Source organism: Erwinia sp. Eh17-17 (genome assembly GCF_039675725.1).
Lineage (GTDB): Bacteria > Pseudomonadota > Gammaproteobacteria > Enterobacterales > Enterobacteriaceae > Erwinia.
On the sequence record NZ_JBDFQT010000002.1, the window covers coordinates 717961 to 736931 of the forward strand.

General features: G+C 55.5%; 20 protein-coding genes, 1 tRNA gene and 2 pseudogenes. 16 read left to right on the forward strand and 7 right to left on the reverse strand.

Annotated elements, in window-relative coordinates; genetic code table 11:
* Positions 1-14 precede the first annotated feature (14 nt).
* Positions 15-807 (reverse strand): annotated as a pseudogene (locus tag ABEH87_RS08775) (transposase).
* A 78-nt stretch (positions 808-885) separates the two neighbouring features.
* On the opposite strand from ABEH87_RS08775, the pseudogene ABEH87_RS08780 reads away from it, so the two are divergent.
* Positions 886-984: pseudogene (locus ABEH87_RS08780) on the forward strand (hypothetical protein); the annotation flags it as partial.
* A gap of 15 nt (positions 985-999) precedes the next feature.
* On the opposite strand, the gene ABEH87_RS08785 reads toward ABEH87_RS08780, so the two are convergent.
* A tRNA-Arg gene (locus tag ABEH87_RS08785) sits at positions 1000-1076 on the reverse strand.
* 171 nt (positions 1077-1247) lie between these two features.
* Entirely contained in the window at positions 1248-1565 is a 318-nt protein-coding gene (locus tag ABEH87_RS08790) for a hypothetical protein (RefSeq protein WP_346575756.1), read from the reverse strand.
* Positions 1566-1809: 244 nt separating this feature from the next.
* On the opposite strand from ABEH87_RS08790, the gene folD reads away from it, so the two are divergent.
* Both folD and ybcJ read left to right on the forward strand, forming a co-directional pair.
* Positions 1810-2676, forward strand: a complete 867-nt coding sequence (folD, locus tag ABEH87_RS08795) for a bifunctional methylenetetrahydrofolate dehydrogenase/methenyltetrahydrofolate cyclohydrolase FolD (RefSeq protein WP_346575758.1) — start codon at positions 1810-1812, stop codon at positions 2674-2676.
* On the forward strand, positions 2676-2888 hold the full coding sequence (gene ybcJ / locus ABEH87_RS08800; RefSeq protein ID WP_346575760.1) for a ribosome-associated protein YbcJ: 213 nt from the start codon (positions 2676-2678) through the stop codon (positions 2886-2888). The genes folD and ybcJ overlap by 1 nt, the downstream gene beginning before the upstream one ends.
* Before the next feature lie 142 nt (positions 2889-3030).
* Here ybcJ and cysS read toward each other — a convergent pair whose 3' ends face one another.
* A complete protein-coding gene (cysS, locus tag ABEH87_RS08805) occupies positions 3031-4419 on the reverse strand; it encodes a cysteine--tRNA ligase (RefSeq protein ID WP_346575762.1) in 1389 nt (462 codons plus the stop codon).
* 235 nt (positions 4420-4654) lie between these two features.
* Here cysS and ppiB point away from each other — a divergent pair, with 235 nt between their 5' ends.
* The 5 genes from ppiB to ABEH87_RS08830 all read left to right on the forward strand — a co-directional run bounded on the left by ppiB (position 4655) and on the right by ABEH87_RS08830 (position 8672).
* A complete protein-coding gene (ppiB, locus tag ABEH87_RS08810) occupies positions 4655-5149 on the forward strand; it encodes a peptidylprolyl isomerase B (protein ID WP_062745124.1) in 495 nt (164 codons plus the stop codon).
* On the forward strand, positions 5149-5865 hold the full coding sequence (gene lpxH, locus ABEH87_RS08815; RefSeq protein WP_346575764.1) for a UDP-2,3-diacylglucosamine diphosphatase: 717 nt from the start codon (positions 5149-5151) through the stop codon (positions 5863-5865). Before ppiB ends, lpxH begins: the two co-directional genes overlap by 1 nt.
* Before the next feature lie 148 nt (positions 5866-6013).
* On the forward strand, positions 6014-6523 hold the full coding sequence (gene purE, locus ABEH87_RS08820) for a 5-(carboxyamino)imidazole ribonucleotide mutase (RefSeq protein WP_346575766.1): 510 nt from the start codon (positions 6014-6016) through the stop codon (positions 6521-6523).
* On the forward strand, positions 6520-7587 hold the full coding sequence (gene purK, locus ABEH87_RS08825; protein ID WP_346575768.1) for a 5-(carboxyamino)imidazole ribonucleotide synthase: 1068 nt from the start codon (positions 6520-6522) through the stop codon (positions 7585-7587). The genes purE and purK overlap by 4 nt, the downstream gene beginning before the upstream one ends.
* A 389-nt stretch (positions 7588-7976) precedes the next feature.
* A complete protein-coding gene (locus ABEH87_RS08830; RefSeq protein WP_346575770.1) occupies positions 7977-8672 on the forward strand; it encodes a LuxR family transcriptional regulator in 696 nt (231 codons plus the stop codon).
* A 196-nt stretch (positions 8673-8868) separates the two neighbouring features.
* Here ABEH87_RS08830 and ybbP read toward each other — a convergent pair whose 3' ends face one another.
* Together ybbP and ybbA are read right to left on the reverse strand one after the other, a co-directional pair.
* Positions 8869-11286 (reverse strand): putative ABC transporter permease subunit YbbP, encoded by a 2418-nt coding sequence (gene ybbP, locus ABEH87_RS08835; RefSeq protein WP_346575772.1) that lies wholly within the window; start codon positions 11284-11286, stop codon positions 8869-8871.
* Positions 11283-11969, reverse strand: a complete 687-nt coding sequence (gene ybbA, locus ABEH87_RS08840) for a putative ABC transporter ATP-binding protein YbbA (RefSeq protein ID WP_346575774.1) — start codon at positions 11967-11969, stop codon at positions 11283-11285. Before ybbA ends, ybbP begins: the two co-directional genes overlap by 4 nt.
* On the opposite strand from ybbA, the gene tesA reads away from it, so the two are divergent.
* The 8 genes from tesA (at position 11940) to ABEH87_RS08880 (ending at position 18562) form a co-directional block, all read left to right on the forward strand.
* Positions 11940-12563 (forward strand): multifunctional acyl-CoA thioesterase I/protease I/lysophospholipase L1, encoded by a 624-nt coding sequence (gene tesA / locus ABEH87_RS08845; protein ID WP_346575776.1) that lies wholly within the window; start codon positions 11940-11942, stop codon positions 12561-12563. The genes ybbA and tesA overlap by 30 nt on opposite strands.
* A 31-nt stretch (positions 12564-12594) precedes the next feature.
* A complete protein-coding gene (locus tag ABEH87_RS08850; protein ID WP_346575778.1) occupies positions 12595-13365 on the forward strand; it encodes an SDR family oxidoreductase in 771 nt (256 codons plus the stop codon).
* A gap of 69 nt (positions 13366-13434) precedes the next feature.
* Entirely contained in the window at positions 13435-14292 is an 858-nt protein-coding gene (locus ABEH87_RS08855; protein WP_346575780.1) for a co-chaperone YbbN, read from the forward strand.
* A gap of 356 nt (positions 14293-14648) precedes the next feature.
* The gene (locus ABEH87_RS08860; protein WP_346575782.1) at positions 14649-15440 is read left to right on the forward strand and encodes a hypothetical protein; all 792 of its coding nucleotides are present in this window, start codon (positions 14649-14651) and stop codon (positions 15438-15440) included.
* A 335-nt stretch (positions 15441-15775) separates the two neighbouring features.
* Positions 15776-16021 (forward strand): hypothetical protein, encoded by a 246-nt coding sequence (locus tag ABEH87_RS08865; protein WP_346575784.1) that lies wholly within the window; start codon positions 15776-15778, stop codon positions 16019-16021.
* A 151-nt stretch (positions 16022-16172) separates the two neighbouring features.
* On the forward strand, positions 16173-17036 hold the full coding sequence (locus tag ABEH87_RS08870; RefSeq protein WP_346575786.1) for a hypothetical protein: 864 nt from the start codon (positions 16173-16175) through the stop codon (positions 17034-17036).
* 159 nt (positions 17037-17195) lie between these two features.
* Positions 17196-18110 (forward strand): SPFH domain-containing protein, encoded by a 915-nt coding sequence (locus tag ABEH87_RS08875; protein ID WP_346575788.1) that lies wholly within the window; start codon positions 17196-17198, stop codon positions 18108-18110.
* Positions 18110-18562: an NfeD family protein gene (locus ABEH87_RS08880; protein ID WP_346576197.1), complete on the forward strand. Its 453-nt coding sequence runs from the start codon at positions 18110-18112 to the stop codon at positions 18560-18562. The genes ABEH87_RS08875 and ABEH87_RS08880 overlap by 1 nt, the downstream gene beginning before the upstream one ends.
* On the opposite strand, the gene cueR is transcribed toward ABEH87_RS08880, so the two are convergent.
* Complete coding sequence (cueR, locus tag ABEH87_RS08885) at positions 18559-18969, reverse strand: Cu(I)-responsive transcriptional regulator (RefSeq protein WP_346575790.1); 411 nt, start codon at positions 18967-18969, stop codon at positions 18559-18561. The genes ABEH87_RS08880 and cueR overlap by 4 nt on opposite strands.
* Positions 18970-18971: the final 2 nt, after the last annotated feature.

Genomic DNA, 18971 nt, shown 5'->3' on the forward strand with positions numbered 1-18971 from the left:
TAAATAGACCGGTTTTAGTTCCATGCATTTTTTGAGATCCCGGCCAAATAATGGTGCTGTCGGTATTCCTCCGGCGTCATATTGTTCAGTGATTCATGCGGGCGTTCACAGTTATATTCTGATAACCATTTCTCCGTGATTTCCCGCACTTCATTCAGCGTTCTGAACAGATAAAAATCGAGTATTTCTGTACGGTATGTCCGGTTAAAGCGCTCAATGAAAGCGTTCTGCGTCGGCTTACCCTGCTGGATAAACTCCAGTTTTACTGCATGCTTCTCTGCCCATTCAGCCAGTGCCAGGGAGATAAATTCCGGGCCGTTATCCATGCGTAGCATGACCGGATAGCCGCGATTTGCCGCGATCCTGTCGAGCACGCGGACCACGCGCAGAGCTGGCAGATTCAGATCGATTTCAATCGACAACGCCTCACGGTTAAAGTCATCAACGACATGCTTAGGTTCAGACTCCGGCAGGCCTGACGGATACTGAGTCCAAATGTCGTTATCAGATGAGTGACCAGCTCACGCTTAAAGGCTGGTTTTAAAGCTTTTTTTCGATAACGTCTTTCAGCGCCCGGTTCTCAAGGCTCAGGTCGGCAAACATCTGTTTGAGACGTCGGTTCTCATCCTCAAGAGCCTTGATCTGTTTAATATCAGAAGCCTCCATGCCACCGTATCTGGACTTCCAGTTGTAGTAGGTGGCTTCAGAAATACCGGCCTCCCGGCAGACATCTTTAACGGTTCGTCCGGCTTCAACCGATTTAATTACGGCAATGATCTGATGCTCAGTAAAACGGGCTTTACGCATAGCGATCTCCTTTGTTGGCAGATTGATTATGCAGGAGGATCTCTAAATGTGGATGGCACGATTATGCGGGATACTTACAATCTGACCGAGCACGCACGCAAAATTGACGCGCTTTTGGCACATGACGACACAAATAAGACACAGGGAGAGAATCAGGCAGGCTTGAGAATAGCCTAAGTCATTGAAAAATATTGGTACGCCCTACAGGATTCGAACCTGTGACCTACGGCTTAGAAGGCCGGTGCTCTATCCAACTGAGCTAAGGGCGCATAGTGATTGCGTCGGATTATACGGTGCGATCCCGCTGAGTCAACGATTTTACTGCCTGTCAGCATCTAATGCTGAAGTAATGACCAGCCGCTAAGCATCCTACCTGCGGCAACCCATAAAAAAACCCACCGCAGGCGGTGGGCTTCATCGGGTTCGGTCAACAGAGCGCCTTAGTTGGTCGCTTTGTTCTTCAGTTCTTCAGCACCCTGCTTGGTTTTATCCCAGCCTTTCTCGGTGCCTTCTTTGGTTTTGTGCCAGGTTTCCTGCGTGCCTTCAGAGATCTTGCTGCTGGTTGAGTTGCTCTCACCTTCTGCAGCATGTTTTGCTTTCAGCTTCATCTCTTCACCCTCGTGCTGGGTTTTGTGCAGCTTCTCTTTGGCGGTATCAGCACCTTTATGCGCTTCAGCAACGGTGTTATCCGTGGTCGTTGCAGCGAAAACAGGTGAAGCCAGCAGCAAAGCAGACAGTGCAATAATGGTCGTTTTCATAATTCCCTCTTTATCTTTTCGATTAGTTGCCGTGTCACAGTTCAATCCTGGCACAGCCTTTACGGTAATGATTTAGGAATATGCCGGGAATTGCCCCGCAAAGCATAAGCAGAGCTGTTTGAGAAAAGTCTGTTACCACACCATTGCACACTCACCGTTGAATCTCTGCCTGACAGCGGGGCGCGCTTCTGACAAAATAGGCGCAATCCCCGATTTAACTCAAAACAGATGGATCCCCTCTCTGATGGTAGCAAAAATTATTGACGGTAAAACGATTGCGCAGCAGGTGCGACAAGAGGTTGCAGAGCTGGTTCAGCAGCGTCTGGCAGCCGGTAAACGTGCGCCTGGTCTGGCAGTGGTTTTGGTCGGTGAAAACCCGGCATCACAGATTTATGTCAGCAGTAAGCGTCGTGCCTGTGAAGAGGTCGGTTTCCTCTCACGCTCTTACGATCTGCCCGCGACCACCAGCGAAGCGGAGCTGCTCGACCTGATCACCAAACTGAATCACGATGCGGAAATCGACGGTATCCTGGTGCAGCTTCCGCTGCCTGCGGGCATCGACAACGTGAAGGTGCTGGAACATATCGCGCCGGAAAAAGACGTGGATGGCTTCCATCCGTATAACGTCGGCCGCCTGTGCCAGCGCTCACCGAAGCTGCGCCCGTGCACGCCGCGCGGCATCGTCACGCTGCTGGAGCGTTACAACATTGATACCTTCGGCCTGAATGCGGTGGTCGTTGGCGCGTCCAACATCGTCGGTCGCCCGATGAGCATGGAGCTGCTGCTGGCCGGTTGCACCACGACCGTGACCCACCGCTTTACCAAAAATCTGCGTCACCACGTTGAGCACGCCGATCTGCTGGTCGTCGCCGTCGGTAAACCGGGCTTTATTCCCGGTGAATGGATTAAGCCAGGCGCGATCGTGATTGACGTCGGGATTAACCGTCTGGAAAGCGGCAAAGTGGTGGGAGATGTGGAGTTTGACGTGGCATCTGAACGCGCCTCTTACATTACTCCGGTGCCGGGCGGCGTGGGGCCAATGACGGTCGCCACTCTGATCCAGAATACTCTGCAAGCCTGTGAAAATAACGACAATGGAGCAACAGCATAATGGCAACTTTCTCTCTGGGCGATCATCCCCACGTCGATCTCTGCGACCTGATGAAACTGGAAGGTTGGGTGGAAAGCGGTGCGATGGCGAAAATCATGATCTCCGGCGGTCATGTTACGGTGAATGGTGTAAAGGAAACCCGTAAGCGCTGCAAAATCCTGGCAGGTCAGACGGTTGAGTTTGACGGCGAAAGCGTAACTGTAACGGCCTGATATTCAGGTTGATGTGAAAAAGGCTGCCTGCGGGCAGCCTTTTTTGATCGTGGCGTCAGCGTGTTTCCGGCAACAGAGCGCTAACGATGGGGAACGGGTAACGAGGGTAAAACAGAGGCGCGTCATGCCGCGCCCCCTGGGGTTACTTACGGCGCCAGCTGGTGCCGCCTGCGCCATCTTCCAGCACAATTCCCATCTCGTTGAGTTTGTCGCGCGCCACATCAGCCTGCGCCCAGTCCTTCGCTTTACGCGCATCAATACGCATCTGAATCAGCGCTTCAATCTGCGCCACTTCTTCGTCGTTGCTGTTCGCGCCGCTTTGCAGGAACTGCTCCGGATCCTGCTCCAGCAGGCCCAGCACGCCAGCCAGGGTGCGCAGGCGCGCAGCCAGACCGTTTGCAGCGGTTTTATCGGTGTCTTTCAGGCGGTTGACTTCACGCGCCAGGTCAAACAGCGCGGAATAGGCTTCCGGGGTGTTGAAATCGTCGTCCATCGCCGCACGGAAACGGGCCTCGAACTCTTCGCCCCCGACCGCTTCAGCGCTGGCGTCGGTGTTGCGAATGGCGATGTACAAACGCTCCAGCGCTGAACGCGCCTGGTTCAGGTTGTCTTCGCCGTAGTTGAGCTGGCTGCGGTAGTGGCCGGACATCAGGAAGTAACGCACGGTCTCGGCATCGTAGTGCTCCAGCACATCGCGCACGGTAAAGAAGTTGTTCAGTGACTTGGACATCTTCTCACGGTCAATCATCACCATGCCGGAGTGCATCCAGACGTTCACATACGGGCCGTCATGAGCGCAGGTGGACTGGGCAATCTCGTTCTCGTGGTGCGGGAACATCAGATCGGAACCGCCGCCGTGGATGTCAAAATGCTCACCCAGCTGTTTGCAGTTCATCGCCGAGCACTCAATGTGCCAGCCCGGACGCCCCATTCCCCACGGCGACGTCCAGCCGGGTTCGTCGGCTTTCGACATCTTCCACAGCACGAAGTCCATCGGGTTGCGCTTCACGTCTGCCGCTACTTCCACGCGGGCACCGGCCTGAAGCTGGTCCAGATCCTGACGCGACAGAGAACCATACTCAGGATCGCTGTCGACAGAGAACATCACGTCGCCGTTGCTGGCCACATAGGCGTGCTCACGCGCAATCAGCTTGCTGACCAGCTCGATGATCTCCGGAATATGGTGCGTTGCACGCGGTTCCAGGTCTGGCGGCAGGATATTCAGCGCAGCGAAATCTTTGTGCATCTCGGCAATCATACGATTGGTCAGCTGCTCAATGGTTTCACCATTTTCATTCGCGCGTTTGATGATTTTGTCATCAATATCGGTGATGTTACGCACGTAATTCAGCTCATAGCCGCTGTAGCGCAGATAGCGCGCCACGACATCGAAGGCCGCGAAGGTTCTGCCGTGTCCGATATGACAGAGGTCGTAAACGGTAATGCCACACACGTACATACCGATTTTACCGGCATGAATAGGTTTAAATTCCTCTTTTTGACGACTCAGGGTATTAAAAATCTTTAGCATTGAGACATTCCGTTTTAAGCGTGTGCGGGATTACAAGAAAAATTCAATCGATCATTCTGACGTATTCTTACCTTCAGCGCTACGCAAAGCAAGGTTATCTGCGCTTGGTTTATCCAGGGGAGGCTGACGAGCTATCACATTTTGTGATATAAGAGCCGTCTGTCGCACGGGACAGACTTCCGTCTCAGTTCCCGGCGCTCAATGTTAAATACTCCAACCCTGACAGGATGAGAATATGGTCACTTTCCAGACTAATCATGGCGATATCGTCATCAAGACTTTCGATGATAAAGCGCCGGCTACCGTTAAAAACTTCCTTGAATACTGCCGCGAAGGTTTTTACGACAACACCATCTTCCACCGTGTGATCAACGGTTTTATGATCCAGGGCGGAGGTTTTGAGCCGGGCATGAAGCAGAAAGACACCAAAGAAGAGATTCGTAACGAAGCCGGTAACGGCCTGAAGAACACCAAAGGTACGCTGGCGATGGCCCGTACTCAGGCGCCACACTCTGCTACCGCGCAGTTCTTCATTAACGTCGCTGATAACGACTTCCTCAACTTCCGTGACGAAAGCCTGCAGGGCTTCGGTTACTGCGTGTTTGCCGAAGTGGTTGAAGGCATGGACGTGGTTGAGAAAATTAAAGCCGTGGCTACCGGCCGCAGCGGCATGCACCAGGATGTACCAAAAGACGACGTGATTATCCAGAAAGTCACCGTCAGCGAATAATGTCGCACACGCTGTTTATCGCAGATCTCCATCTGTGTACTGAAGAACCGGCTATCACAGCCGGTTTTCTGCATTTTTTACGCCGTGAAGCCCAGCACGCTGACGCGCTGTATATTCTCGGTGACCTGTTTGAAGCCTGGATTGGCGACGACGACCCGAATCCGCTACACGCGGAGGTCGCCGCAGCCCTGCGCCAGCTGGCTATCCCCTGCTACTTTATTCACGGTAACCGCGACTTTCTGGTCGGTAAGCGCTTTGCCAGAGCCAGCGGCATGACCCTGCTGCCGGAAGAGCAGGTGCTGGACCTGTACGGCAGGCGCGTGCTGATTATGCACGGCGACACCCTGTGTACCGATGATGAAGGCTATCTGCGCTTTCGCGCGAAGGTGCAGCAGCGCTGGCTGCAAACGCTGTTCCTCGCCCTGCCTCTGTTTGTCCGCCAGCGTATCGCGCTGAAAATGCGCGCAGGAAGCCGCCAGGCCAACAGCAGCAAATCCCAGGAAATTATGGACGTCAACCCGCAGGCCGTCGTGGACGTGATGTCACGGCAGCAGGTACATTGGCTGATCCACGGTCATACTCACCGCCCTGCCGTTCATCCGCTGCTCGTTAACGGTCAACCCGCTGAACGTCTGGTGCTGGGGGCATGGCACGAAGAAGGGTCGATGATCAGAGTCAGCGCTGACGAGATAAGCCTGATTTCCTTCCCGTTCTGAAGCAAAAACCTGATGGGATCCGGCGGGGTTTTGCGCCACGCAACCGTTTTCCTCGCCGCGTAGTCGTGATATTCTCTCTGCCCTTCCCACCGGGTTGCCCCTCAGCGCGACCCTGGTGACGTTTTACAATCACAGGAGTCAGACCCGCATGTCATCCAACGCCGCACCGGCCCGCATTGCTATTGTTATGGGTTCCAAAAGTGACTGGGCAACCATGCAGTTTACGGCGGAAATCCTTACCAGCCTGGACGTTCCCTTTCACTGCGAAGTGGTGTCTGCACACCGCACGCCGGACAAACTGTTCAGCTTTGCCGAACAGGCAGCGGACAACGGCTATCAGGTGATTATCGCGGGAGCAGGCGGCGCAGCGCACCTGCCTGGCATGCTGGCGGCAAAAACGCTGGTGCCGGTGCTGGGCGTGCCGGTACAGAGCGCAGCGCTGAGCGGTGTCGACAGCCTGTACTCCATTGTGCAGATGCCGCGCGGCATCCCGGTCGGGACTCTGGCGATTGGCAAAGCCGGTGCGGCCAATGCCGCCCTGCTGGCCGCTCAGATCCTCGCGCTGCATGACGCAGAGCTGGCTGGCCGCCTGAATCACTGGCGTCAGAGCCAGACCGATGAAGTGCTGAACAACCCGGACCCGCGGGAGGAAGCATGAAGCCGGTTTGCGTATTAGGGAATGGCCAGCTGGGGCGCATGCTGCGCCAGGCTGGTGAACCACTGGGCATTGCCGTGTATCCGGTCGGCCTGGATGCCGAGCCGGGCGACCTGCCGATCGCTCAGAGTGTGATTACCGCCGAAATTGAGCGCTGGCCCGAAACCGCGTTAACCCGCGAGCTGGCCAGCCACAATGCGTTTGTGAACCGCGATATCTTCCCGCTACTGGCCGACCGCCTGACGCAGAAACAGCTGCTGGACAGGCTGGGCCTTGCTACCGCTCCGTGGCAGCTGCTTTCCGGCGCTGACGAATGGGCGCAGGTATTCACCACTCTTGGCCCGCTGGCCATTGTCAAACGCCGCACCGGCGGCTATGACGGTCGCGGCCAGTGGCGCCTGCGTGCTGATGAAACTGAAGCACTGCCAGCCGACTGCTACGGTGAATGCATCGTTGAGCAGGGGATTAACTTCTCCGGCGAGATGTCACTGGTTGGCGCACGCGCTCACGACGGCAAAACGGTGTTTTACCCGCTGACGCACAACCTGCATCAGGACGGGATCCTGCGGACCAGCGTGGTGCTGCCGCAGGTCAACGCCGCGCATCAGCAGCAGGCCGAGCGTATGCTGTCCGCCATTATGAATGAGCTGAACTACGTCGGCGTGATGGCGATGGAGTGCTTTGTGGTGCCGGAAGGTCTGCTGATCAACGAGCTGGCTCCGCGCGTGCACAACAGCGGCCACTGGACGCAGAACGGCGCGTCGATCGGCCAGTTTGAACTGCATCTGCGCGCCATTCTGGACCTGCCGCTGCCTACGCCGGTGGTCAGCACACCGTCGGTAATGGTTAATCTGATTGGCACTGACGTGAACCCCGACTGGCTGAGCCAGCCGCTGGTGCACCTGCACTGGTATGAAAAAGAGGTGCGCGCCGGACGTAAAGTCGGCCACCTCAACCTGTCCGACGTCAGTCCTCAGGCGCTGAGCCATGCGCTTAACGCGCTGGTGCCAATGCTGCCGGCAGAGTACGCCAGCGGGATTGCCTGGGCGGTTGAGAAGCTGGCTTAATCTTGCGGGCTGACCGGAACAGAAGGTCAGCCCCTACATTTGAAAAAAAGACTCGCCCCAATATTCTCAAGGCAAATGAAAAAACGCGCCGGACTGTACTTTAGTACAGTTACAATGGCCGGTTTTATTGGTCTATGATCGCTGCGACAAAAATAATTCATATCAGTCCCTAATGCCTTAGCTACATACTTTGCCGACACCAGGGAAACCATTTACACGGTTTCCCTTTTTCTATCAAAACCAATTATCACTCCATCCCCTACTTCCTGATTAGCCTGATAAGGGCAACTATGTTAATGTCACTAACTGTGACATCAGGGATGAATATTTTCACATGGAGAGCATGAGATGCGTGATAACTTTTTTAATAACGCGAAATTAACTCAGAAATGAAGCACCACCTGGAAAAAGAGTTGGGGGTGTTTAATAAAATAAAATATGTTTATGCCATTATGAGTAAAAGCAACCCGGCTAATTTGGCGATCATTTCTAACCGTCAGGAATGGTTTAAATTTTACAAAAAAAACAACTTTCAGTTTATCGACCCGGTTGTCATCACGGCCTTACAACGCCTCACTCCCTTTTCATGGGATGAAACTTTCCTGTTAAACGAGGGGGATAAGTCACTGAGCTTTTTCGATTCAGCCCGCAACCATAAAATTATCAATGGATATACCTTTGTACTACACGACCAATATAAAAACTTAGTGATGCTCTCACTGTTTTCAGACAATGACGGTGAAGAGGATATTGGAAGCATCATTAACGTAAAAAAAAGCAAACTGCATATGCTGCTGATGATCACTCATGAAAAAACAATCTACCTGTATCAAAAAATGCAGATGAATAATGAGTTTGAAAAAATGACCAGCAAAAATATATTCACTCATCGCGAGAATGAAATCATTTACTGGATTAGCGTAGGTAAGTCTTATAAAGAGATAGCCACGATTACCGGGGTGAAACTGACAACGGTGAAATATCATATTACGAATGCGGTGAAAAAATTAGGCGTAAACAATGCAAAACATGCCATCCGCCTGGGCGTTGAAATGCAGCTTATACGCCCAGTCCTTCCTGATTGATTGCGGGCTGACCGAAAAAGAAGGTCAGCCCCTACATCGGCAGATTGGCCGAAAAAGGTCAGCCCCTACATCGGCAGGTTGACCGAAAAAGATGGTCAGCCCCCACATCGGCAGGTTGACCGAAAAAAGGTCTGCCCCTGCATCCGGACCGCGTAGGGGTCGACCTTCTGTTCCGGTCGACCCTGACCGGATACCGTTAACCCGCGTAATACCCTCTGAACAACGCCTTGCCTTTCAGCAGCCGCACACCCAGCCAGCCACCACACAGCGACAGCAGCAGCGCACCGGTTAACGGCAGCACCAGCCACAGTACAAAATCAGGCTGCCACGGGAAGTCGAATACCTTGCGTTGCAACCCCCACAGCGCCGCTTCGGCACCAATAGCCGCAGCCACACCGGACACCACGCCAAGTAGCGCAAACTCGCACCACAGCGTCCCGCGCAGCAGTTTTTTACTGGCTCCCAGGGTGCGGTAGACCACCAGCTCCTGACGCCGCTGGCGCATCCCGACCTGGATCTGCGCCAGCAGCAGCAGCACACCACAGGCCGTCACCAGAATCACCATAATCTCCAGCGCCTGGCTCACCTGCGCCAGCACCTGCCCTATCTGACGCAGAATAGTGCCGATATCCAGCAGGCTGAGCGTCGGGAACTGGCGGTTTAACTGAGCCAGCGTGGCGTTGTCGTTATCCATTCTGAAGCTGGTCAGCCAGGTCTGCGGCTGTCCGTCCAGCGCGCCCGGCGGGAAGATAAAGAAGAAGTTCGGCTTCAGACTCTCCCAGTCCACTTTGCGCATGCTGCTGATTTTCGCGCTGAACTCCTGAGTATCGCCGGTAAAGGTCAGCGTATCCCCCAGTTTGACGCCAAGTCGCTTCGCCAGCTCCTGCTCGATGGAGACCTCACCCTGATTCGGCGGCCAGCTCCCTGCGGTCATCGGATTGTGATCGGGCAGATCTTTCAGCCAGGTTAGGTTCAGTTCACGGTTCAGGGACTCATCCTGCGCCGGATCGGCAGGCTGCTGATTGATACCGGTCAGGCGCACGCGGGCTACCGGGTAGAAGGTTTCCGGCTTCACCTGATGCTGTTGCAGAAACGCCTGCACCTGCGGCACCTGCTGTTCGGTGATATTCAGCAGGAAATAGTTCGGACTGCCCGGCGGCAGCTGTTGCTGCCAGCGATCCAGCAGATCGCCTCGCATCACCAGCAGCAGGGCCAGCAGCATAAATGACAGCGAGAACGCCGCCAGCTGGCTGAGGGTGGTCCAGGGCTGGCGCAGCAGACGGTTCACCGCCAGGCGAAATGCCAGGTTACGCAGCGTCAGGCGGCGCAGCAGCAGCAGACCGCCCCAGCCAATAGCGCCTAAAAGCAGGGAGAGCAGCACAATACCCGCTACCAGCGCCCACAACAGCTTGCTGCCACCGACCAGCAGCGCCAGCAGGCCGATCACCACCAGCGCCATCACCGGCAGATAAATCTTCAGCGGCCAGATATTGGCCACCGCGTCCCGGCGCAGCACGCGCAGCGGCTGGGTAGCCAGCAGCAGACGATAAGGACGCAGCCCTACCAGCAGTGAAATCACAAACAGTGACCCTACTGCCCACAGCCACGGCCAGGCGCTGGCTGGCGGCAGTTCACCTGGCAGCACCGGGCGCAGCATGCGCAACAGCAGTGCTTCGAAACCCAGGCCGATCGCACTGCCGACTATCGCCGCCAGCAGCAGCACCGCCAGCCACTGACCGATAATCAGTTTGCGCAGGGCCGCGCGGTTGGCTCCCAGCGTTTTCAGCACGGCGACCAGATCGTAGCGGCTACGGCAGTAGTGGTTCATCGCGACCGTCACGGCGGCAATCGCCAGCATCAGCGTTAACAGCGCCGACAGCAGCAGGAACTGCTGAGCACGCTGCATTGATTTACCCAGTGCATCCTCGCTGTTCTCCACGCTTATCCAGCGCTGATCGGCCGTCAGACGCGATGCGATATAGCTGTCATAGCGCGCCAGCTGCGCCGGCGTACCGGAGAACTTATAGCGCCAGGTGATGCGGCTACCGGGCTGAATGGCCCCGGTTTTTTCCACATCCGCCAGGTTCATCAGCAGGCGCGGCGCGGTCTGGAAGGGATTAAAGCCCGCGTCAGGCTCCTGAATCACCTCCCCGCCGATGCGCAGCGTGGTGTCCCCCACGTCAATGCTATCCCCGGCTTTACGATCGAGCAGCGCCAGCAGACGCGGAGCCGCAAGCACCGTCCCGGCTGCCGGTTTTAACCCGGCAGGCGCGGTGCTCAGCTGCCCGAACATCGGGTAGAGGTCATCCACCGCCTTCACCGATGCCAGCTGCGGCGTATCTCCCGCAAAGGTCATGGTCATAAAGGTGAGCTGACGCCCGACCTGCAATCCGTCAGCGCGCGCCTGCTCCAGCCATTCAGCAGGGACTTCTTTGCCGCTGCGCAGGGTCCGGTCGCCCGCCATAAAGTCACGGCTTTGCTGGCTTAATCCTTTCTCCATGCGGTCGCTGAGTGAACCCAGCGCCAGCACGCAGGCCACCGCCAGCGTCAGCGCCAGCCAGACAATCAGCAGCGAGGGCGATTTCCACTCGCGCCAGAACCAGCGCCAGATCATGCTTCCTCCCACAGCTTGCCGTCGCGCAGCCGCAGGCGGCGATCGCAGCGCGCAGCCAGCTGTTCATCGTGGGTGACGAGGATCAGCGTGGTGGCATAATCGCGGTTCATGGAAAACAGCAGATCGGCAATACGATCGCCTGTTTTGCGGTCGAGATTGCCGGTCGGCTCATCGGCAAACAGCAGCGACGGACGGCCGTTAAAGGCGCGGGCCAGCGCCACGCGCTGCTGTTCACCGCCAGAAAGCTGGGCTGGCAGGTGGCTGAGGCGCTCTGCCAGCCCTAACTGCGCCAGCAGGGCTGCGGCCTGTTCACGGCTCTGCCGTTCGCTTTCCCCCCGCAGCAGCGCCGGGAGCTGCACGTTTTCCTGCGCGTTCAGGGTGGGGACCAGCATAAAAGACTGGAAAACAAAGCCAACGTTCTTCGCGCGCAGCTCTGCCCGCTGCTCCTCGTTCATCTGGTGCAGCGGCTGGCCGAGCATCATTACCTCGCCCTCGCTGCCGTCGTCCAGCCCGGCCAGAATGCCAAGCAGCGTGGACTTGCCCGATCCCGACTCGCCGATCAGGGCTAAGGTCTCAGCCGGTTTGACAACCAGCTCAACTCCGGTAAGGATGGAAAGCTGATGCTCACCCTGACCGACGGACTTACTAAGACGATGAACTTCAAGAATGTTTTCCGCTGGCATTTGCCTTTCCTGTTATTAATGGCTTTCATGACGCTGCGCGCGACGGCGGCGGACACGCTGCTGGTGCTGGGCGACAGTCTGAGCGCCGGTTACCGCATGTCTGCCAGTGCCGCATGGCCTGCGTTACTCAATGATAAATGGCAAAAATCCCCCACCATTATTAACGGTAGCATAAGCGGGGATACCGCGACGCAGGGGCTGGCACGTCTTCCAGCGCTGCTGAAACAACATCAGCCGCACTGGGTGTTGATTGAGCTGGGGGGCAATGACGCGTTGCGCGGCTTCCCCCCTCAGCAGGTGAAACAGGATCTGGATCAGGCGATTAAACAGGTGCTGGCCGCTAAAGCGCAGCCGATTCTGATGCAGGTGCGCATACCGCCCAACTACGGCAAGCGCTACAGCGAATCCTTTGCCGCCATCTACCCTGAGCTGGCGAAAGAGCACGCCATCCCGCTGCTGCCCTTCTTTATGGAACAGGTTTACCTGAAACCGGAATGGATGCAGGACGATGGTATTCATCCTAATCCTGCGGCCCAGCCGTTTATTGCCGACCTGATGGCCAAAAGTCTGGCTCCCCTAGTTAAGCATGAGTGACACGGCTCTGAGCGCCGCAACAGGTAAAGTTATGCAAAAAAGCATCGTCATTACCGGCAGTTCCAGCGGTATTGGCCTGGTGGCAGCCAACGATCTGCTGCGCCGTGGCTACCATGTGATCGCCGCCTGCCGTAAGCCACAGGATGTGGCAAGAATGAATGAACTGGGTTTCAGCGGCGTTTTGCTGGACCTGGATGACGCCACCAGCGTGGAGCGAGCCGCCGGGGAGATCCTCTCCCTGTGTGATGGCCGCCTGTACGGTCTGTTTAACAACGGTGGCTTTGGCGTTTACGGCTCGCTGCAGTCGGTGTCGCGCCAGCAGCTGGAGCAGCAGTTTGCCACTAATCTTTTTGGCACCCACCAGCTTACCGTACTGCTGCTGCCTGCGCTGATCGCCAGCGTCGGGCGCATTATCAATACCAGCTCGGTCATGGGGCTGATTTCAACGCCGGGGCGCGGTGCGTATGCCGCCAGTAAGTACGCGCTGGAAGCCTGGTCTGATGCGCTGCGCATGGAGCTGCACGACAGCGGCGTGCGCGTCAGCCTGATTGAACCCGGCCCAATCCATACCCGGTTTACCGATAACGTTCGCCAGGCGCAGCAGGACAAGCCGGTAGAAAATCCGGGAATTGCCGCACGCTTCACCCTGCCGCCAGAGGCGATACTGCCAAAACTGCGTCATGCGCTGGAGAGCCGCCATCCGCGTCTGCGCTATCCGGTGACGCTGGTCACACATGCCATCACCCTGTTGCGACGTTTGCTGCCAGGCTGGGTAATGGATCGAATTTTACGCCAGAATTAGGCACCGGCCCTTGAAGCTCGGGGTCTTGCCCCAATAGAGTAATAAACTTACGTGAGAAGAGACGAATTCATGTCACCACAAGCTGCAATTGTCGAGATTAATGAAACCAACCTGCAACAGACGCTGGAACAGTCAATGCAGATCCCGGTGCTGTTTTATTTCTGGTCCGAACGCAGCCAGCACTGCCAGCAGTTAACCCCGCTGCTGGATCGTCTGGCGCAGGAGTATGCCGGTCAGTTCGTGCTGGCAAGACTGGACTGTGACGCCGAACCGGCTGTGGCGCAGCAGTTTGGTTTGCGTTCGATTCCGACGGTGTACCTGTTCCAGAACGGCCAGCCAGTGGACGGTTTCCAGGGCCCGCAGCCGGAAGAAGCCGTGCGCGCCCTGCTGGAGAAAGTGTTGCCGAAGGAAGAAGAGCTGAAGGCACAGCAGGCCATGCAGCTGATGGACGAAGGTAAGCTGATCGACGCCCTGCCACTGCTGAAGGATGCGTGGTCACTCGGCAAGCAGCGCAGCGACATCGGTTTCCTGCTGGCTGAAGTGCTGATCGGCCTCAACCGCAGCGAAGAAGCCGAAGCCGTGCTGAAAGTGGTGCCCTTGCAGGATCAGGACACGCGCTATCAGGGGCTGGTCGCGCAGATTGAGCTGCTGAAGCAGGCGGCCGACACGCCGGAAATCCAGCAGTTGCAACAGCAGATCGAAGCGGAACCGGACAATGTCGAGCTGGCCACGCAGCTGGCCCTGCAGTTTCATCAGGTCGGACGCAATGAAGAAGCGCTGGAGCTGCTGTTCTCGCACCTGAAAAAGGACCTTGGCGCGGCCAACGGTCAGGCACGAAAAATCCTGCAGGACATTCTCGCGGCACTCGGAACCGGCGACGCGCTGGCAGCGAAATACCGTCGTCAGCTTTACTCTCTGCTCTACTAAAACAGCATCGCCGGTGGTTAAGCCACCGGCCTCTGTTCCTTCCTGCACACTCTCTCTGCGCTACGTCCCCTTCTGCCTTACCCAATCAAAAGACTAATCTAAGACTAATTAATTTTAATACAACTTATACAATAAGACTTTTAACTCACATCAATTCGATGAAAAACTGATCCAGATCATTTTTCAAAGACATTAATAAGACTAGAATTCATCACATCAAATAGTCATATAAATAACACCACTCAACAGCATCGCTCATCAGAAGTCACTCTATTTCAAGTCAGAGCAGTCTGCGTGGTCAGTATCACAACCCTGTTATCAAAAATCTTAAACATTGATATCGACTGGAAAAAATTATGAAACGCACAATGATTGCTCTTACTGTTCTGGCTGTTGTTGCCTCTTTTAATGCGATGGCGGTTGACTCGTCTCATGTCTTTGATCACGCGGTTTCTAACCTGCACAACCTCCAGAAACAGGAAGCAGAGAACATAGCACACTTCAACGACGTGAAAAGCACGGATGGTACCGGTCGTTTTAATGCAGATGGTAGCTGGAACCATGCACTGGCGGTCCGGGGGGGCGAGATCTCCGCCGCGCGCCGCGCTGCTGAGCATGAGGTCAATGGCACGAATTACCGTAATCAGGTTCAGCAGCAGCAAGCCGACGCAAAAGCGGCCGCCGCCTACAACCGCAATGCGACAGCCGATAAAGCAGCTCAGCAGATGCAGCAAGAGATGATGGTAGATCACGCCAGCGTGGCCAGCGAGGCCGCTACCGCCAACTTCAATGCTCAGGAAAACGCGCGTGAGCAGCAGGCAATGAAAATGTCAGGTATGTTGAGCCAGCCGATGGCCACTATGACGCCATCCGTTCATGTGTCACCATTAACGCCTGCGGTCACCGTGGGCGTGAAAACCCCCGTTCAGTCTGTCCCTTCTGTTATCACCAACATGCCTGTTGTGGTCTCGAATGTCCCTTTCTCAACCGCCAGAGGGAACGGCGGGAATAGAGGCAGTCATGCCTCACGCGGTGGATCTGACAATCGTGGTAGTGACAATGCCCACAGCTCCGCCTTCGGTGGTCACGGTTACGGTCATGATAACTCGCGCTCAGAGGGCTTCGGCGGCCATTCACACTTCCATTAAGACGCCAGAAGCAACGTTAATGGGCCAGGCCAGCTGGCCCTGTTCAAATGATTATCAGGAGTGCCTGAAATGACACCGGAATACCTTTTTCTTGTCACTGAATCACGCTCAATCCTTCTCAGGGCACTGTCAGAGAGTGAACGCTACCGTAAGCACTATCTGTCCACCTGCCTGGAACTTTCACAGGCTGCGAGTGAGGCTTTATCACTGACGTTAAAACTTGAACGCGCGGCATCAGCACAACAGGCTCACTATGCACAGCGGCTTGAACAGCAGATGGCCATCGTGCAGACCTGTCAGGCTGCCTTAGAAACTTTAACGCAGAGGGTGACACAATGACCTGCTTTTCACAGAACGTGGCAGAAAGCGTCAACGCGCAAGAAAATCAGCGAATGATGGACTACATCGCATCAGAGTTTAACGAAGAGATGTTAAGGACCATACTGCTGCTGAACGCCCGTCTGATGGCGCTGAGCATGGATGATATGAAGTCAGTGGTCATTAGCATCGTTTCCAGAGAAAATGCCCAGCTGATGATGAAGCGGGACGAGTCAGGTATCGAACTGAAAGTCAAAAATTAATCGATGAAAGTCTGCCTGTTGTTCTAAGAAAAGTCTCTCTTCCCTGCGCCCCGGTATGCGTCTCATTACCGGCACGTCCTCCTGCCTGATGTCGTTAACGAGCCAGGGTGTGATACTATGACTCATTCTGGAAAAACAGGAAGTTTGTAATATGTCACATGTTTTCTTTGAGTTCGATCTTGAACCTGGCGTGAAGTCTGTGGCCGATCTTAACTATGTGTTACGTGATGGTGATAAAAAAACAGCCTTTGTTATGAGCGCTGAGGTGGCAAAGTTTGTCAAAGACGCCCTTATCATCAATGACACCATCATCAGTTTCAAAAACTGCTGCTTCGCTTTCGAGAAAGGCGCAGAGTTTGTCGAATTTGACCGCAACGGAAAGTCTGTACGCTTCTCTGAACCGGTTCCGTCGTGGTTCGTTAAGCCGGGCGTGTTTGCCCGCTCTGACTGGCTGGATAATCATGAACTGGCCGACCTGCCCGCCCCGGATTTCATCAAAGCCTTCAATGAAAAGTTTCCTGACTTGCAGGAACGCCGCAAGCATGCGGATTATCTTTTTGACCTTCAGCTGCGCAGGATAAAGTTACCGCCTTCTGAAGCGCCCCGCCCGGTGGGAAATACCAGCGGCAAATCCACCAAGCCGAAAGTGACCGACCTGGAGTCTTTCCAGCTCTTTGAGCAATTTTTTGCCCGGCTCAAGTCTGCCGTCATGGCGAATGAATTCCCTACGCTCAACGTCCTGACAGCCTCAGAGGATGTCAGCAAGGTTCCGGGCAGCTATCGTCAGGCCATTCGTACCGCGATGAAGGCGGTGACCCACGAATTACCGGTGAATAATAAACGACTGGCAGCGGGCAACCCTGCGCTGTTCTGCGCCCCTGTCCGGGAAAAAATTGCAGAGATTGAAAGTATCGGGCTGGAACCTTACTATCAGGAACTCTCGAAAGCGATTGCCAGGGCTGACGGCAGTTATATCGCCGATTTCTCTTTTCATTACTCAAAGCCGCACCGATAAAAAGTCGCCGCTGAATCCCGATAATTGGGGGCAATGCCGGGCGATAGCTGCCACTGGTGCTACAATGCCAGCGGTTTCAGTGCACTGAAATAAGGGTATTCGGGAAAGGAATGCCCCTACTATTTTGATTAATAATAACAATCTGGAGGTTATTTTTTTATGCTGACTGTGATTCCCGTCATTATCATTCTGGCTCTGATCCTCGTCTGGTCAGGGATCAAAATCGTCCCGCAGGGGTATCAGTGGACGGTTGAACGCTTCGGGCGCTACACCAATACGCTCCAGCCGGGCCTGAACCTGGTGATCCCCTTTATGGATCGCGTGGGTCGCAAAATTAATATGATGGAGCAGGTGCTGGATATCCCTTCGCAGGAGATTATTTCGAAGGATAATGCCAGCGTCACCATCGATGCCGTGTGCTTTATTCAGGTGGTTGACCCGGCGCGTGCCGCTTATGAAGTCAGCAACCTTGAGCTGGCCATCATTAATCTGACCATGACCAACATGCGTACGGTATTAGGGTCGATGGAGCTGGATGAAATGCTGTCGCAGCGCGACAACATCAATACACGCCTGCTGCACATTGTCGATGAAGCCACCAACCCGTGGGGCATTAAAATTACCCGCATCGAGATCCGCGACGTGCGCCCACCGGCAGAGCTGATCGCCTCGATGAATGCGCAGATGAAAGCGGAGCGAACCAAGCGTGCTGACATTCTGGAAGCGGAAGGCGTGCGCCAGGCCGCTATTCTGCGGGCCGAAGGGGAAAAACAGTCACAAATTCTGAAAGCCGAAGGTGAGCGTCAGTCCGCGTTCCTGGCGGCAGAAGCCCGCGAGCGCGGAGCTGAAGCTGAAGCGCAGGCCACTAAGATGGTGTCCGAAGCGATTGCCGCAGGGGACATTCAGGCTATCAACTATTTCGTCGCGCAGAAATATACTGATGCGCTGCAAAATATCGGGTCTTCAGGCAACAGCAAAGTGGTGATGATGCCGCTGGATGCCAGCAGCCTGATGGGCTCGATTGCCGGTATCAGCGAACTGCTGGGCGAGAGCAAACTGGAGCGTAAGCGTTGATCGTTGATGAGCTGCTGGCGAATCCGTGGTGGTTATGGCTGACGCTCGGCGGCCTGCTGCTGGCGGCGGAGATGCTGGGCACCAGCGGTTATCTGCTGTGGAGCGGCATGGCAGCCGTACTGGTCGGCCTGCTGGTGTGGCTGGTACCGATGCCGTGGGAATGGCAGGGCCTGAGTTTTGCGGTACTGACGATCCTCGCCGCCCTGTGGTGGTATCGCTGGCTGAAGCATCGGGATCGCAAACGCCCGCCTTCCACGTTAAATCAGCGCGGTCAGCAGATGGTTGGCCGCCAGCTGACGCTGGATACCGGGCTGGTCAACGGGCTGGGGCACGTGCGAATCGGTGACGGCAACTGGCGCGTACAGGCCGATGAAGATCTTCCCGCCGGGACGCAGATCACCGTGGTCGCGGTAGAAGGCATTACGCTGCGGATTATTCGCCGTACGCTTTAATCTGATTTACCGCTGTGGCAGCAGCCAGCCAGATGATTAATGATCGGGCATTCGGCGCTGTCATCGCCGGGGCAGCTGGCAGCAAGGTCGAGCAACTTTTGCCGCATCTGCTGCAACTCACTGATATGCGCTTCGATGTCGCGCACTTTACTGAGCGTACGCGCCTTCACATCGGCGCTGTGGCGCTCAGGATCGTTAAACAGGCTGACCATCTCCCGGCACTCATCCAGACTGAATCCCACCTGACGGGCCTGGCGCAGCAGCGTCAGCTCCTCCAGCTGTTTCGCACTGTAGCTGCGATAGCCGTTGTCCGTGCGCAGCGGCGGCGTCACCAGCCCCTTCTCTTCGTAAAAACGGATCGCTTTGCTGGTTAATCCGGTTTTTTTTGCCACGTCGCTGATATTCATAC